Raw genomic sequence first — 16,073 nt, forward strand, 5'->3', positions numbered from 1 at the left:
TATGTTTAAAAAAATAACATTATTTATAATTTTCATCTGCTATTCCGTTTTTGGACAAACTACCTATCGTAATTTATCGAATGAAAACTGGACATTCAATAAGCAAAACGAAACAAAAAAACACAAGGCAACTATTCCCGGAACCGTTCACACCGATTTATATCAAAACAAATTAATTCCTGATCCATTTTACGGAGCCAATGAAAAACGATTGCAATGGATTGAAAATGAAAATTGGGAATACGAATCCACATTTTCATTATCTGAAAATGAAATTTATAATGAAAATATCGAATTAGAATTTGATGGTTTAGACACCTATGCTAGAGTTTATATAAATGGTAAAATGGTTTTAGAAGCGGATAATATGTTTCGAAAATGGACAATTTCAGCGAAAAATCATCTAAAAAAAGGAAAAAATCATCTAAAAATTGTATTTCTATCAGCTGTTCAAAAAGGAAAAGAAGAAGCCGAAAAATTAACTTATACGTTACCTGAAAAAGAACGTATTTTTGTTCGAAAAGCACAATATCAGTTTGGTTGGGATTGGGGTCCACGATTTGTAACAGCTGGTATATGGAAAAAAGTGCAATTGAAATTTTGGAATTCGGCTACAATCGAAAATATAAAATTCAGTCAAGTTGAATTGAATGACAAAAAAGCAATTTTAGAATTCGCAACCGAAATTTATGTTTCCAAAACAAAAACGATTCAGCTACAAATCAATGAAAAAGCAGAAACATTCCATCTAAAAAAAGGAACGAATACAGTAAAAATGCCATTTGAAATTTCGAATCCAAAATTGTGGTGGAGCAACGGGTTAGGATTACCACATCAATATGAGTTTCATTTTTCATTAGAACAAAATCGTGAAATTTTAGATAAAAAAGAACTAAAAATCGGTCTTCGAACCATTAAATTAGTGCAAGATAAAGATGAATTTGGAACAAGTTTTTATTTCAAATTAAATGGCAAACCTGTTTTTATGAAAGGTGCAAATTATATTCCGCAAGATAGTTTTATTCCAAAACAAAAGCCATCAAGTTATTATGAATTAGTTCAAAACGCTAGAAAAGCCAATATGAATATGCTTCGTGTTTGGGGCGGTGGTTTATATGCCGATGACGAATTTTACAATGCTTGTGATACTAATGGAATTTTAGTGTGGCAAGATTTTATGTTTGCTTGCGCGATGTATCCCGGCGATGAAAAATTTATAGAAAACGTAAAACAAGAAGTAATTGATAACGTAAATCGTTTGCAAAATCATCCAAGTATAGCACTTTGGTGTGGCAATAACGAAAACGACGAAGGTTGGCACAATTGGGGTTGGCAAAAACAATTTAATTATTCAAAAGTCGATTCGACTCAAATTTGGGATGATTACAAAAAAGTATTTCATGAAATGATTCCGAATACTTTAGATAGTATTTTATCTAAAGAAAAGAATCTGTATTGGCCTTCTTCACCTTCAATTGGTTGGGGTAGAAAAGAAAGTTTAACTCAAGGCGATTCGCATTATTGGGGCGTTTGGTGGGGCAAAGAACCGTTTGAAATGTATAAGACAAAAGTAGGACGATTTATGAGCGAATATGGATTTCAAGGCATGCCTAATATGGAAACGTTGCAAAAAGTAATTCCTAAAGAAGATTTTAATTTTACTTCAGAAGCGTTTAAAAATCATCAAAAACATCCTACTGGTTTTGAAACCATAAACGAATATATGGAACGCGATTATGTGGTGCCAAAAGATTTTGAAAATTATCTTTATGTTTCGCAATTGTTGCAAGCTCGAAGCATTAAAATCGCAATTGAAGCGCATCGATTAGCGAAACCCTATTGCATGGGATCTTTATATTGGCAATTAAACGATTGTTGGCCTGTAACTTCTTGGAGTACTTTGGATTTCTATGGGAATTGGAAAGCGGCGTATTACCAAGTCAAAGAAAGCTTTTCTCCGATACTTTTAGCAGTAACAGAAAATGCGGATGGATATTCAATTATTGGAAGTAACGATAATTTGGAAGTAAAAGAAGGATTGTTAACCGCTAAGTTACTTGATTTTTCTGGAAAAGAACTTTGGACTGCTTCAAAAAAATGTAGTTTGGATGTAGAAAAAAATACAAATTGCTTGCAGATTTCTTTTGCCGAATTACCAAAATTTGAAAAAGATAAAACGGTTTTACTAATAGAATTTACTAGCAATCAGAAAAAAACTATTGCGCATCATTACTTTGTAAAACCAAAAGATTTACAACTAGAACAACCAACCATTGAAGTTAAAATTGTGGGTGAAACACTTATTGAACTTAAAACAAATACACTTGCAAAAAACGTGTACTTAAAAGCAAAAGATACTTTTTTTGAAGAAAATTATTTTGATTTAATTCCTGGAATTCCAAAGATAATTAAGACTGAAAAACCAACTCAAGAAACTAAGGTATTGTCTTTATTTAATACAATGAATGAATAAAACATAAAAAAAAACACCTCAAATGAGGCGTTTAAATTTTTAAAATAATCCGTTTATTTCGGCATCTATCCTATTTATAATATTTCCAAAATCTTCAGGGCTGTTCACAAAATCAATAGTATCTACATCAATAATTAACAACTTCCCTTTATCGTATGTGGTAACCCATGCTTCGTAGCGCTCATTCAATCTGCTTAAATAATCAATTGAAATAGAATTTTCGTAATCTCTCCCACGCTTATGAATTTGGTCAACTAAATTAGGAATTGAACTTCTTAAATAAATTAGCAAATCCGGAGGGCCTACTAGGTCTTCCATCAAATCAAAAAGTAATTTATAATTGGTGTAGTCTCTATTTGACATCAAACCCATTGCGTGTAAATTTGGCGCAAAAATAAAAGCATCTTCGTAAATGGTTCTATCTTGTATGGTTTTTTTACCTGATTTTCTAATCTCTAAAATTTGTCGGAAACGACTGTTTAAGAAATAAATTTGCAAATTAAAACTCCAACGTTCCATGGAATGGTAAAAATCATCTAAATATGGATTATCGTCTACATCTTCAAAATGGGCTTCCCATTTAAAATGTTTAGATAACAATCTAGTTAATGAGGTTTTTCCAGCCCCAATATTTCCGGCAATAGCTATATGCATATTTTATTTTTTTATTTGATAGGTAATTAATTGATAATTTGTAAAAATAGAAAAAATTCCATCTTTATAGAAAAAATTAGCTATCAAATTTTCATTAATATTAATTCTTGTTGACAACTGATTCTCAAAGGTATAATAATAAATTTTATCTTCAAAAAGGTAAAACAAATCGCTTTGACTTAAAAAAACTATTTTCTCAAAAGGAGTTACTTTTCCTAAATTAATTATTTTACCAAATTTAGAAATTGAATTGCAATTGTTTTCAGTATCTATCCAATAAAAATAATTATAATCTGATTGAGAATGTGTAATGTTTTTGATAGGGTTAGATAAAAAATTTAATTTTTTAGAATTTAAATTATACAATCCTATTTGTTGACTTAAACTATCAAAAAACCACAATTCATTTTGAGAAGCAGGTTTTAAAAATTCGCAATTAATTTCTGAAAAAATAGTAGCCTTAATTTCGTTAAGCTGGGCGTCTAACAAAACAAAAGCATTATTTTCTTTATAAAAAACAAGCGTTTGTAACATATTAAACGTTTCTACACTTGAAATTTTTCCAAAGGTATTATTTGCGTAGTTTAATGTGTCGGATTCACTAGCTTTATATAATGTATTACGCTTTGAAAAATAATGTTGTTCTGACAAGTCATTTCCCCAAAACACTTCGTAATTAAAAGGTTTCGCTGACATCTTAACAGATTCAATATTTTGAGCTGAAGAATAAAAAGTGATTAATAAAAAGAATAGTAAAATTCGCATACAATAAATATTAACACAAAAATAACAAATTATAATGTAACTAATAGCTATTTTTAGAGTCTAATGTTGAATAAAATTAACTAAAATATGAAAAAAATATTTTTAGCCGTACTGAGTTTAACTACTTTTATGGCCACTGCACAAAAAGACTTCCAAGGAATGGCGGTTTACGAATCTAAAACATCTACATCAGAATTTGCTAAGAATTTTGACGGAAACAAAGACATGACGCCAGAAATGAAAAATCAAATTATGGAAAGAATGAAAAAAATGTTTGAAAAAACATTTGTTCTAAATTTCGATAAATCGGCATCTATTTATAAAGAAGAAGAAAAACTTGATGCGCCTGGACAACAAGGTGGTGGTAGAATGATGGCGTCTTTTATGGGCGGTGGTGGAACGTATTTTAAAAACGTTAAAGAAAAACAATACACAGTTGACAAAGAAGTTTTTGGAAAAGAATTTTTAATTAAAGATTCGCTACCTAATTTAAAATGGGTTTTAAGCGATGAATCTAAAAAAATAGGTGATTATACTTGTTTTAAAGCTACAGCAGTAAAAGAAGCCAGTAAAACGGATTTTAGAAATTTTAGAAGAAAAAAAGAAGCACCTAAAAAAGATACTGAAGAAGGCAAAACAGACGAAAAGGCAACTACAGAAAAAAAAGAAGAAAAGAAAACCAATTTTTTTGATGAAATTGATATGCCTAAAGAAGTTACCGTTACCGCTTGGTATTGTCCAGAAATTCCTGTAAACCAAGGTCCAGATGAATATTGGGGATTACCAGGTTTAATTATGGAAGTTAACGATGGAAAAACAGTAATTATGTGTTCGAAATTAGTACTAAATGTAAAGGAAAAAATCGAAATTAAAGCACCAACTGGTGGTGATAAAGTCACTCAAAAAGAATATGACGATATTATGATTAAAAAAATGAAAGAAATTAGTGAAATGGGCGGCGGACCTGGATCAAGAGGTGGTATGCAAATGAGATTTTCTAGATAGGATATTAAAATATCAATTTATAGCCTCGTCCTCTAGAATTAATAATTTCAATTGTAGTGTCGAGGCTTAATTTTTTTCTCAATTTAGTTATAAATACATCCATACTTCTTCCACTAAAAAAATCATCATTCCCCCAAACAGCATTTAGTATTAAAGCTCTTTCAAGTACTTGCCCCTTATTATTTACAAAAAACTCTAATAATACAGATTCCCTATTGGTAAGTTTATATATTTTATCGTTAAATATCAATTGCTGGGATTCTGTTTCAAATGTATAAAGTCCGATAGAAAATTTTGTAGAATTAGTATTCTGAATTTTATTGGTTAGTGCAATTATTCGTACAATTAACTCTTCGATGCTAAATGGTTTTTTTATATAATCATTGCAGCCAATTTTAAAACCTTTCACTACATCTTCTGTTTGTGATTTAGCTGTTAAAAATAATATAGGAACGTTTTTGTTTGTTTGTCTAATTTCTTGTGCTAAAGTAAAACCATCTCTTTTGGGCATCATTACATCTAAAACAAGCGCATCAAAATTTGATTTTTTAAAGTGCTTCAGTGCAAGCTCACCATCTTCACATAAAATTACCTCAAAATTTCTGCTTTCTAAACTTTCTTTAATTATAATACCCAAAGATGCTTCATCTTCAGCAAGCAATATTTTAATTTTTTTATTCATTTGGCAGCGCTATCCTAAAATTAGTCTCATTTGTTCGAATTAAATCAATTTTACCCTTATGCATTTCGAGGATTGTTTTTGTATAATATAATCCAATGCCGTATCCTTTAACATCGTGTAAATTTCCTTTTGGAATTCTATAAAATTTTTCAAAAATTTGATTTTCATCTGCCTTTGTAATGGAATTGCCATTATCTTTAATTTCAATAATCAATAATTTTTCTGAATTAAAACAACTAATATCTATAATATCACCACCATATTTTATGGCATTATCTATTAAATTTGATATGGCATTTTCTAAGTAAAATGGTTCTGCATTGTATAACATAATATTATCTTGAAAATGAAATGAAATCGATTTATTTGAAGTCATTAAATGTTTTTCTGTAATTGACTTAATAAAAGAAACCATATTAATTTGTTCCTTATTTAATTTAATTTCTTTGACATTTAATATAGCCGTTTCCAATATTTTTTCAACCATTTTTTCTAGTTTTTGCAACTGCATAAATGATATATCAATATATTTTTTGTTTTTAACTAAATCATTATCTGGATTAAAATTACTCATCCCTTCTAAGGCAGAACCAATAGTTGTAATTGGCGTTTTAAATTCGTGTGTGATATTATTGATAAAATCGTTTTTTATTTCGTCAATCTTTTTTTGCTTTTTAATGATTATAAGAAGAAAAAACAAACAACTTACTACCGCTAAAGAAAACAATAAAGACAAAATCAATTCTACACCCATACGATTAATAATAATGCTTTTTGAGTAATTATAATTAAGATAAACTGTCTCTTTAGGTTTGAAGTAAGTGGAATTCGGTTTGATTTGAAATGGTAATTTATTTTTACTTTTTAGGTAAGTAAAAAAAAGAGCATCGTTTTTAAAATGACTAAATTCATAAGTTAAAACAATACTTTTTCTTTTTAAATCGGATTGAAAAATAGAGTCTAAAGTTTTATATTTAATAGTATCATTAACAAATGTCATACTAATTTTATTACGATACTTTTTGTTTTTTTGAATGGAATCCATAGCTTTTTTCCCTTTCAAAACAATAATATTGTCTTTTTTGTCTTTTTTAGCTATTATAAATTTATCTGAAACAATAAGAGAATCAGATTGTTTTATGGCTTTAGCATTTTTAGTAAAACTATAGTTTTTTGAAGAATCACGTTCAATTTGTACAGCACTTAATTTTATGCTTGGAGTATTGATACTAAATGAATCTAAATTGTATTTTGGACTTGTTTTTTTTGACAAAACAATGGTATCTATTTTCGGTGAAACAACAGTGGCTTTTTTGGTATTATTATCTTTTATATCATTAAAATTAACAGTAAAATTAGTAAAATGAGTACTGGATTTGGGTGTTTTCTTTTCTCTTTTAATTTTTTCACCAAATATTGTGTCTGTTTTAATTTTATTCATAAAATCTTCAATTTGAATTGTAGAATCCGAACTAAAGACTGTTATGAATTTATCTTTTGAAGCTTCATCAAAATACAGCTCTAAAGATTTATCGAAAGCAATTTGAATCTCATTTTTAAGTCTAACTTCGTTGGATTGATAATTCTTATAATTCCAATAGACTTGCAAACAAATTGTAAATAAAATTATCCCGGTAATAAAAGCGAATATTTTCTTAGTATTTAACTTCATTCTTCAAAGGTATATACAATTTTATAATAAATATGAACGTTAACAATCGTTAACAATCATTAACGCTCGGTTAAAACAAAACAACTTTTCTTTGCATAATAACTCAAAAATGAAAAAATGAAAAAAAATGTTTTAATTACGCTATGCACACTGATCTGTACATATAGCTTTTCACAAAATTTCCAAGGAATAGCTTATTATACCTCAATTAGAAATATGAGTGATACTCAAATCTCAAGTTCAACTTTAGATCCTGGGATGCAAGAAAAAATATTGGAAAGTTTAAAAAAAAGTAAAGAAAAAGAGTATACTCTAACGTTTAACGAGCAAGAATCAATTTATCAAACGGAAAAAAAATTAGATTCGCCAAAACCAAAAGGTGGAGAATTTCAAGTTCAATCTAATTTTTCAGGTAATGAAACAAAGTATTATAAAAATTTAAAAACAAATAATTTTATAAACGAAGGAGATATATTTGGGAAAGAATTTTTGGTTTGTGATTCACTTGAAAAAATGAATTGGATCATAAAAGATGAACAAAAGCAAATAGGAAGTTACAATTGCTATAAAGCACAAATTATAGTTCCAGTAACAGAAAAAGATTGGAAAAACTACGAAGAATCTAAAAAAAGAATAGAAAGCGAAAAAACTAATTTTATTACATTAAAAGAGCCTAAAGAAAAAATTATTGAAGCCTGGTATACTTTGGATATTCCAATTTCCAATGGACCAGATAAATTTTGGGGACTTCCAGGATTAATTCTTGAATTACATAATGGAAATACAACCATTTTATGTTCTAAAGTTATTTTAAACCCAAAAGAAAAAACGGAAATAATTAAACCTAAAACGGGCAAAAAAGTAACTCAGAAAGAATTTGAACAATTAAAAGAAGAAAAAATAAAAAGTATGACAAATGAAAATGGAGTTATAGAATTTAAATCTAAATTCTAAAAAATGAAGATTAATTAATTTTGTAACAAATAAATAAAAAAATAGTCTAATAATTATTTATATTAGTAATTCTTAAAAATTAAATTTCCAAATACTATGAAAAATTTACCTAAATTCTTTTTATTACTTTTCTCTGCAACCCTTTTTGGGCAAGATTTTTATGGAAAAGTAGAATACCAAACGATTCAGAATAAATCTAAAAAAGAAACAGTTTCTATTTCAAAAGAATCTGAAAAAGCTTCAGCGGAAGATGCTTTAGCCGGGATAGATAAAGAAGCATTTGAAGATGCAATGAAAAAAGCATTTCAAAAAAACTATTTATTAACTTTCAATAAAAATGAAGCGCTTTTTGAAGAAGTTGTAGCATTAGAAAAACCAAATCCAACGCAAGGTGGCGTGTCTTTTTCTGTAAGTATGTCTGGTGACGGAAATAAATACATGAATACAAAAGATAAAATTTCATACACTGAAGAAGATATTTTTGGTGATGAATTTGTGATAAAAGATTCGTTACCAAAAATTGCTTGGGAAATTTCCAACGAAACAAAAATAATTGGTGATTATAAGTGTGTAAAAGCAACTTATGTTGAACCCGTTTCTAAAAATGATTTAGAGGCATACGAACGTTATCAAGAAAAAACAAAGAACGGAAAATCTTCATTATTTGAAATGAAAAAACCAGAACCAAAAACCATTACAGCTTGGTACACGAGTGAAATACCTGTTAGTTTTGGTCCAAATGGCGTATGGGGCTTACCGGGATTAATATTACAACTTGAAAATGAAAATTATATTTACTTTTGCACCAAAGTAAGCTTAAAAAACAACGAAATAGTTAAAATAAAAATTCCGAATTCTGGTAAAGTCATTTCCAAAAAAGAGTATGAAAAATACGAGAAAAAAATGCAAAAACAAATGGAAGACAATGGCGGCACAATTATGTTTCGTGAAACAAAAAATTAACAAACAGACTTAAATGAAAAAAATAATTTTAGTACTAAGCTTATTTCTTGTCGGAATGAGTTACGCACAATCGGTAAAAGTTTCAGGAATTCTAAAAGATAGCGACAATTTGGTTATAGAAACAGCCAATGTAATGGCCATAAACCAAGTTACAAAAGCGATGGATGCGTACAACATCACCAGTGAAAAAGGAGAATTTTCATTAAACTTAAAAGCCAATACAGAATATATTATTAAAGCCGGTTATATAGGTTATGCGCCTTTTGAACAAAAAATTACGACTACAAAAGAAAATCAAACTTTTAATATTGTTTTATCAAGTTCAAACACCATTGAAACGGTTGAAATTGTTCGAGAAATGCCTGTAAGAATAAGTGGCGATACTATTATTTATAATTCCGATTCGTTTACTAATGGAACCGAAAAGAAATTAGAAGATGTACTTAAAAAACTACCTGGCGTATCTGTTAACAAAGACGGTGAAATTTCCGTAGAAGGAAAAACAGCACAAAAATTAATGGTTAATGGAAAAGATTTTTTTGATGGTGACACCAAATTAGGTGTAAAAAACATACCTGCCGATGCCATTGATAAAATACAAGTATTAAGAAATTATAACGAAGTTTCTAATTTAAAAGGATTAGAAAATAATGAAGAAAACATTGCTATTAATATAAAACTAAAACAAGGAAAAACCAACTTTTGGTTTGGTGATGTGCTAGCTGGTGAAGGAATTATAGACTCGAAAAACAGAAGTATCGTTAATCCAAAATTATTTTATTACAGTCCAAAATATAGCGTAAATTTGATTGGAAATTTAAATAATATTGGCGAGTTACCACTTACCACACAAGACTATTTTAAATTTACTGGAGGATTTAAAAATATGATGCGAAAAGGAGGTTCTAGTTTCAATGTTTCTTCAAACGATTTGGGAATTTTGGGATTGAGAAACAATCGTGCAAAAAATATTGATACAAAATTTGGTGCGGCGAACTTTTCCTATAATCCATCAAAAGTATGGACAATTAGCGGATTTGGTATTTATTCGTACAGCAAAACCGATTTACAAACGGACAACATATATAATCGTGTAGATAGATTGCCAAATGGTTCTACAGTAAATATTTCGGAAACACGTAAAGACATTTCTAGACAGAGAAACAATTTAGGATTATTTAAATTAAGTAGTAGCTTCGTACCATCTGCTAAAATGCACCTTGATTATGATGCATTACTTAAAACATCAGATCAGTTGGAAAGACAAAATGTAGTGTCTAGTTTGCAAGGGAATATTTTAACAGAAAAAAATCAACAACCTATTTCTTTAAATCAAAACTTAAACTATTATTATACGCTTAATGACAAAAATGTATTTGCTTTTGAAATGCAAAACTTATTTCAACAAGAAGATCCGTTTTACAATGCCAATTTACAAATACAACCTTTTATTTTATCTGGTTATAATAGTACTCAAACAAGAAATAATATTAGTCAAAACAGATTTGTAAAAACAAACAAAACAGATGCAAAGTTTGATTATTATTACATGGTAACACCAAAAAGTAATATTAATGTTACAATTGGTAACACGTATTCGTATCAAAATTTTAATACTAATATGTTCCAAATTTTAGATAATGGCTCACAAAATAATTTGTCCGATAGCAAAAACACCAATCAAGTAAATTATGTTTTTAACGATGCTTTTGTTGGCTTACATTACAAAATGTTGGTAGGGAAATTTACTTTTAATCCAGGTGTTACCTTACATAAATTTAATACTAACGACACCCAATTGAACAGTACAAATAAAATGAGCTTCAATACAGTTTTACCTGATTTTTATGCCTTATGGCAAATGAAAAAATCACAATCATTAACCTATAATTTCTCGTTAACCAATAATTTTACAGATGTAGTTAAATTGGCTCAAGGATACGTGTTTTCTAATTATAACAGTTTATATAGCGGAAATAGATTTTTAGAAAATTCCATTTCACAAGTGCACTCTTTGCGTTTTTTTAAATTTAGTATGTTTAATATGGAAAATATTTCTGCTAATATAACCTATACAAAACAAACCGAAATTATTACTAACCGTGCTTTATTAACTGGTGTTAATCAGGTTTCAAGTTCTGTAAATATTAATTCCAATTTTCCAAATGAGTCGCTTTCAGGAAGATTTAATTATGGTAGATCTTTTGCAAGATATTTTAAAGCAGATGGTTCAGCAAGTATGAGTAAAAGCTCAAATAATAATATTCGTGTAAATCCTGATAATTCTGAGTTTATTCAGAACACTGAATCATTTACACAAAATTATAAAATTGGATTTTCAACCAATTTAAAAAAATTACCAAATATAGAATTGACATATGAATTCGATATAAACGATTATCAAGAACAAATATTTTATATAGATAATCCATCTGTAACGTTAGAATATTTCTTTTTAGATGCCTTTTCATTTACAACAGAATATAATTTTTATCACAATAGGGATAAAGCGAAAACTATTGATACCGAATATGATTTTTTAAACGCATCATTATCATATCAAAAAAGAGATAGTAAATTTGAATATAAAATAAGTGCTACCAACTTATTAAATACAACAGCACTAAACGACAATAGTTTTAATGCCTTAGGTGGGTCTACAAACTTTTCAAGTTTTTATGTGCAACCGCGTTTTGTGGTATTTAGCATAAAATACGTGTTATAATTAATACAAGTATAAAACCAAAAAACCCGATTTGTATCAAAAACAAATCGGGTTTTTTTATTGAATAAAAGAATTACATTCCTGTACGAATGGCTTCTACAGGATCTAATCTTGAAGCTGAAATAGCAGGCAAAATTCCTGATATTAAACCGATTATTATCGATAAACCTGAACCCAATAAAATATTAAAAGAACTCAAAACAAACTCAAAATCTAAAACGTTTGTTAAAACTAAGGCAATTAACCAAACCAAAACGATTCCAATTAAACCACCAAACATGGCCAAAATAACAGCTTCAAATAAAAATTGAAACAAGATAAATCGGTTTTTTGCGCCTAAAGCTTTTTGAATTCCAATTAAATTAGTGCGTTCTTTAACAGAAACAAACATAATATTTGCAATTCCGAAGCCACCAACTAAAAGAGAAAAAATACTTATTCCCCAACCTGCAATATTCATTTTACCAATTATATCATCAATAAAATTGGTAAAACCAGACAGAATGTTTACAAAAAAACTATTAATTTCTCCCGCTCGCAAACCTCTTATATTTCTCATTTTATTAGTCAATTCCGCTTTAAACTCTTCAATATCAACTCCGGCTTTTGGTTTTATTAATATGGCTGGTGTAAAATTTGTACTGTTGTCACCATATAATTTTCTAATATTATTTACTGGTAAAAAAACCGCTACATCATTGGAATCGCCGAAGGCGTTTTGACCCATTTTTTTCAACACACCAATTACTGTAAATCGTTGACCATATAACCGAATTTGTTTTCCAATAGGTTCATTGCCTTTAAATAATCCATCCGCAACTTCACTACCAATAACAATTACTGAGGTACCTGAATTAGATTCTGCCTCATTGAACAATCTTCCTTTATCTACTTTAAAAGGTTCAATTTCAAAAAATTCATTTGTAGAAGGTTTTACACGAATAGAATTTACTGTATTTTCATCATATTTTATATTTTGATTACTTGTAAAAAAATTAAATGAAATTTTATCAATATCTGTCATACTTTTTTGCAAATATTGATATTCATCATATTTTACATGCGGAAATTGATCACGCTTCCATTCTTCTACTTCCGTTGGCCCAAAAGAATATTTGAATAAATAAATGGTGTTTTTATCCATCCCGTCTAAACTGTCTACAATATTTTTCTTCAAAGAATCAACCGCAGCTAAAACAGCAATTATAGAAAAAATTCCTACAGTAACTCCAAGCAAAGAAAGAAATGTTCGTAATTTATTACTTCTCAGAGCATTAAAAGCAAAAGCAAAACTTTCTTTAAGTAAACGTATATATAGTATCATAAAATTAACATCTTAAATATTTGTAGTCAAAAAGTACAATTTGTTACAATTTTTAAAGGAAAATTATTTGAAAAAGTTGCTCATTTACAGAATGGAATTATTGGTTTATCTTATTCAAATTGTTACTTTTGCAGTTCAAAACAAACAACAACATAATGACTCACACAAAACAAATCAAATCAGCATTAATTTCTGTATTTGACAAAACAGGTTTAGAACCAATCATTAAAGCCCTTCATCAAAATAATGTTACGATTTATTCTACGGGTGGAACGGAAGATTTTATTAAAAATTTGCAAGTTCCTGTTGTGGCTGTAGAAGATGTAACTTCTTATCCATCAATTTTAGGCGGTAGAGTAAAAACCTTACATCCAAAAATTTTTGGTGGCATTTTAAATCGTCAAGATCACGAAGGCGATGTAGCTCAAATGACAGAATTTGATATTCCTCAGATTGATTTGGTAATTGTAGATTTATATCCATTTGAAAAAACAGTAGCTTCGGGTGCAAGTGAAGCTGATAGTATTGAAAAAATTGATATTGGCGGAATTTCATTAATTCGCGCTGCAGCGAAAAACTTTAAAGATACTGTAATTGTTGCTTCTGTAGATGAATATGCTACATTCTTAAATTTTTATACTGAAAATCAAGGTGCTACTTCTACTGAACAAAGAAAATTATTAGCTACAAAAGCCTTTCATACCTCATCAAATTACGATACGGCCATTTTTAATTATTTCAATACTGAAGATACGTATTTAAAAATTAGCGAAGAAAAAGGACAAATTTTACGTTATGGTGAAAACCCCCATCAAAAAGGGTTTTTCTTTGGAGATTTCGATAAAATGTTTACGAAATTACACGGCAAAGAATTGTCTTATAATAATTTATTAGATGTTGATGCTTCTGTAAATTTAATTAACGAATTTAAGTATAACGATCCAACTTTTGCTATTTTAAAACACAATAACGCTTGTGGTTTAGCTACTAGACCTACAATGAAAGAAGCTTATTTAGATGCTTTAGCTGGCGATCCTACTTCTGCTTTTGGTGGCGTGCTAATTGCAAATGGAAACATTGATGTCGCAACAGCTGAAGAAATTAATAAGCTATTTTGCGAAGTAGTTATCGCACCTTCTTATGACCAAGAAGCTATTGATATTTTAGAAGAAAAAAAGAACCGTATCATATTGGTAATAAACGATGTTGCGTTACCTGCAAAAAAAATTCGCACGTGCTTAAACGGAATATTAGTTCAAGATAAAGACAACATAACCGATTCAGCTGAATTATTAAAAATAGCTACAAAAACAGCTCCTACAGCAGAAGAAATTGAAGATTTATTATTCGCATCAAAAATATGCAAACACACTAAATCGAACTCCATAGTATTTGCTAAAAATCGCCAACTTTGTGCATCTGGAACTGGACAAACCTCAAGAGTTGATGCCTTAAATCAAGCCATTGAAAAAGCCAAAACATTTGATTTCGATTTAACTGGAGCAGTCATGGCAAGTGATGCTTTTTTCCCATTTCCTGATTGTGTAGAAATTGCAAATAAAGCAGGAATTACTGCTATTATTCAACCAGGTGGATCCATAAAAGACGAGTTAAGTATTGATTATTGTAACGCTAATAATGTGGCGATGGTGATGACTGGTGTGCGTCATTTTAAACATTAAAAACAGTATAAAAATACTGGCATTTTAAAACGCATTAAAAAATATTTTTTTAATGCGTTTTTATTTTAAATAATTCCAATTTATTTTTATACTTTTGTTAGTTGAATAGATTTACACAAAATACTAAACCCTTCAATAAATATGGGATTTTTTGACTTTATGACTGAGGACATTGCAATTGACCTTGGTACTGCAAATACATTAATAATACACAACGATAAAGTCGTAATAGACTGTCCTTCAATTGTTGCTAGAGACCGAATCACTGGGAAAATTATTGCTGTTGGTAAAGAAGCCAACATGATGCAAGGGAAAACCCACGAAAACATAAAGACAATTCGTCCACTAAAAGATGGCGTAATTGCCGATTTTGATGCCTCTGAAAAAATGCTTCAAATGTTAATTAAAAGTATTCCTGCATTAAAGAAAAAACTTTTTACACCAGCATTACGTTTAGTAATTTGTATTCCTTCTGGAATTACAGAAGTAGAAATGCGTGCGGTGAAAGAATCTGCAGAACGTGTTAACGGAAAAGAAGTATATTTAATTCACGAACCAATGGCAGCTGCAATTGGTATTGGAATTGATATCATGCAACCGAAAGGAAATATGATTGTTGATATCGGTGGTGGAACTACAGAAATTGCCGTTATTGCTTTAGCGGGAATTGTTTGTGATAAATCTGTTAAAATTGCTGGAGACGTATTCACCAACGATATTATTTACTACATGAGAACACAACACAATTTATTTGTGGGTGAAACTACTGCAGAAAAAATTAAAATACAAATTGGTGCAGCTATTGAAGACTTAGAAAGTCCTCCTGAAGATATGTCGGTTCAAGGGCGTGATTTGTTAACTGGAAAACCAAAACAAGTTGATGTTTCTTATAGAGAAATTGCTAAAGCATTAGATAAATCCATTCAAAGAATTGAAGATGCTATTATGGAAACGTTATCTCAAACACCACCAGAATTAGCAGCAGATATTTACAATACAGGTATCTATTTAGCCGGTGGAGGTTCTATGTTAAGAGGTTTAGATAAACGAATTTCATTAAAAACAGATTTACCAGTTTATATCGCCGAAGACCCTTTAAGAGCGGTAGTAAGAGGAACTGGAATGACACTTAAAAACTTAGCTAAGTACAAAAATATTTTAATTAAATAAGCTC

Annotated in this window: 12 protein-coding genes; 7 read left to right on the forward strand and 5 right to left on the reverse strand. The window is 29.2% G+C overall.

Translation table 11 applies throughout. The annotated features are described in order from the left end of the window. The first annotated feature begins 1 nt into the window (after position 1). The gene (locus ABWP78_RS04090) at positions 2 to 2,473 is read left to right on the forward strand and encodes a beta-mannosidase (RefSeq protein WP_353169377.1); all 2,472 of its coding nucleotides are present in this window, start codon (positions 2 to 4) and stop codon (positions 2,471 to 2,473) included. A 39-nt stretch (positions 2,474 to 2,512) separates the two neighbouring features. On the opposite strand, the gene ABWP78_RS04095 is transcribed toward ABWP78_RS04090, so the two are convergent. Continuing rightward, a complete protein-coding gene (locus ABWP78_RS04095) occupies positions 2,513 to 3,127 on the reverse strand; it encodes a deoxynucleoside kinase (protein WP_353169380.1) in 615 nt (204 codons plus the stop codon). Between the two features lie 3 nt (positions 3,128 to 3,130). Next, positions 3,131 to 3,892 (reverse strand): hypothetical protein, encoded by a 762-nt coding sequence (locus ABWP78_RS04100; protein WP_353169382.1) that lies wholly within the window; start codon positions 3,890 to 3,892, stop codon positions 3,131 to 3,133. An 87-nt stretch (positions 3,893 to 3,979) separates the two neighbouring features. Here ABWP78_RS04100 and ABWP78_RS04105 point away from each other — a divergent pair, with 87 nt between their 5' ends. Further along, the gene (locus ABWP78_RS04105) at positions 3,980 to 4,897 is read left to right on the forward strand and encodes a GLPGLI family protein (protein ID WP_353169385.1); all 918 of its coding nucleotides are present in this window, start codon (positions 3,980 to 3,982) and stop codon (positions 4,895 to 4,897) included. 4 nt (positions 4,898 to 4,901) lie between these two features. Here ABWP78_RS04105 and ABWP78_RS04110 read toward each other — a convergent pair whose 3' ends face one another. Beyond that, complete coding sequence (locus ABWP78_RS04110) at positions 4,902 to 5,579, reverse strand: response regulator transcription factor (protein ID WP_353169388.1); 678 nt, start codon at positions 5,577 to 5,579, stop codon at positions 4,902 to 4,904. After that, positions 5,572 to 7,251 (reverse strand): sensor histidine kinase, encoded by a 1,680-nt coding sequence (locus ABWP78_RS04115; protein WP_353169391.1) that lies wholly within the window; start codon positions 7,249 to 7,251, stop codon positions 5,572 to 5,574. Before ABWP78_RS04115 ends, ABWP78_RS04110 begins: the two co-directional genes overlap by 8 nt. 117 nt (positions 7,252 to 7,368) lie before the next feature. Here ABWP78_RS04115 and ABWP78_RS04120 point away from each other — a divergent pair, with 117 nt between their 5' ends. The 3 genes from ABWP78_RS04120 (at position 7,369) to ABWP78_RS04130 (ending at position 11,893) form a co-directional block, all read left to right on the forward strand. Beyond that, positions 7,369 to 8,205, forward strand: a complete 837-nt coding sequence (locus tag ABWP78_RS04120) for a GLPGLI family protein (RefSeq protein ID WP_353169393.1) — start codon at positions 7,369 to 7,371, stop codon at positions 8,203 to 8,205. Between the two features lie 96 nt (positions 8,206 to 8,301). Further along, on the forward strand, positions 8,302 to 9,168 hold the full coding sequence (locus ABWP78_RS04125) for a GLPGLI family protein (RefSeq protein WP_353169395.1): 867 nt from the start codon (positions 8,302 to 8,304) through the stop codon (positions 9,166 to 9,168). Positions 9,169 to 9,181: 13 nt separating this feature from the next. Continuing rightward, positions 9,182 to 11,893, forward strand: a complete 2,712-nt coding sequence (locus ABWP78_RS04130) for a carboxypeptidase regulatory-like domain-containing protein (protein WP_353169397.1) — start codon at positions 9,182 to 9,184, stop codon at positions 11,891 to 11,893. A 73-nt stretch (positions 11,894 to 11,966) separates the two neighbouring features. Here ABWP78_RS04130 and ABWP78_RS04135 read toward each other — a convergent pair whose 3' ends face one another. Then, positions 11,967 to 13,217 (reverse strand): ABC transporter permease, encoded by a 1,251-nt coding sequence (locus ABWP78_RS04135; RefSeq protein ID WP_353169400.1) that lies wholly within the window; start codon positions 13,215 to 13,217, stop codon positions 11,967 to 11,969. A 155-nt stretch (positions 13,218 to 13,372) separates the two neighbouring features. On the opposite strand from ABWP78_RS04135, the gene purH reads away from it, so the two are divergent. Further along, positions 13,373 to 14,899 carry a bifunctional phosphoribosylaminoimidazolecarboxamide formyltransferase/IMP cyclohydrolase gene (purH, locus tag ABWP78_RS04140; protein WP_353169402.1) on the forward strand — a complete coding sequence of 509 codons (1,527 nt, stop codon included), beginning with the start codon at positions 13,373 to 13,375 and terminating at the stop codon, positions 14,897 to 14,899. A 141-nt stretch (positions 14,900 to 15,040) separates the two neighbouring features. Next, positions 15,041 to 16,069: a rod shape-determining protein gene (locus ABWP78_RS04145; protein WP_291240904.1), complete on the forward strand. Its 1,029-nt coding sequence runs from the start codon at positions 15,041 to 15,043 to the stop codon at positions 16,067 to 16,069. Positions 16,070 to 16,073: the final 4 nt, after the last annotated feature.

The sequence above is a fragment of the Flavobacterium sp. genome (assembly GCF_040402955.1).
In the GTDB taxonomy this organism is placed as follows: Bacteria; Bacteroidota; Bacteroidia; order Flavobacteriales; family Flavobacteriaceae; genus Flavobacterium.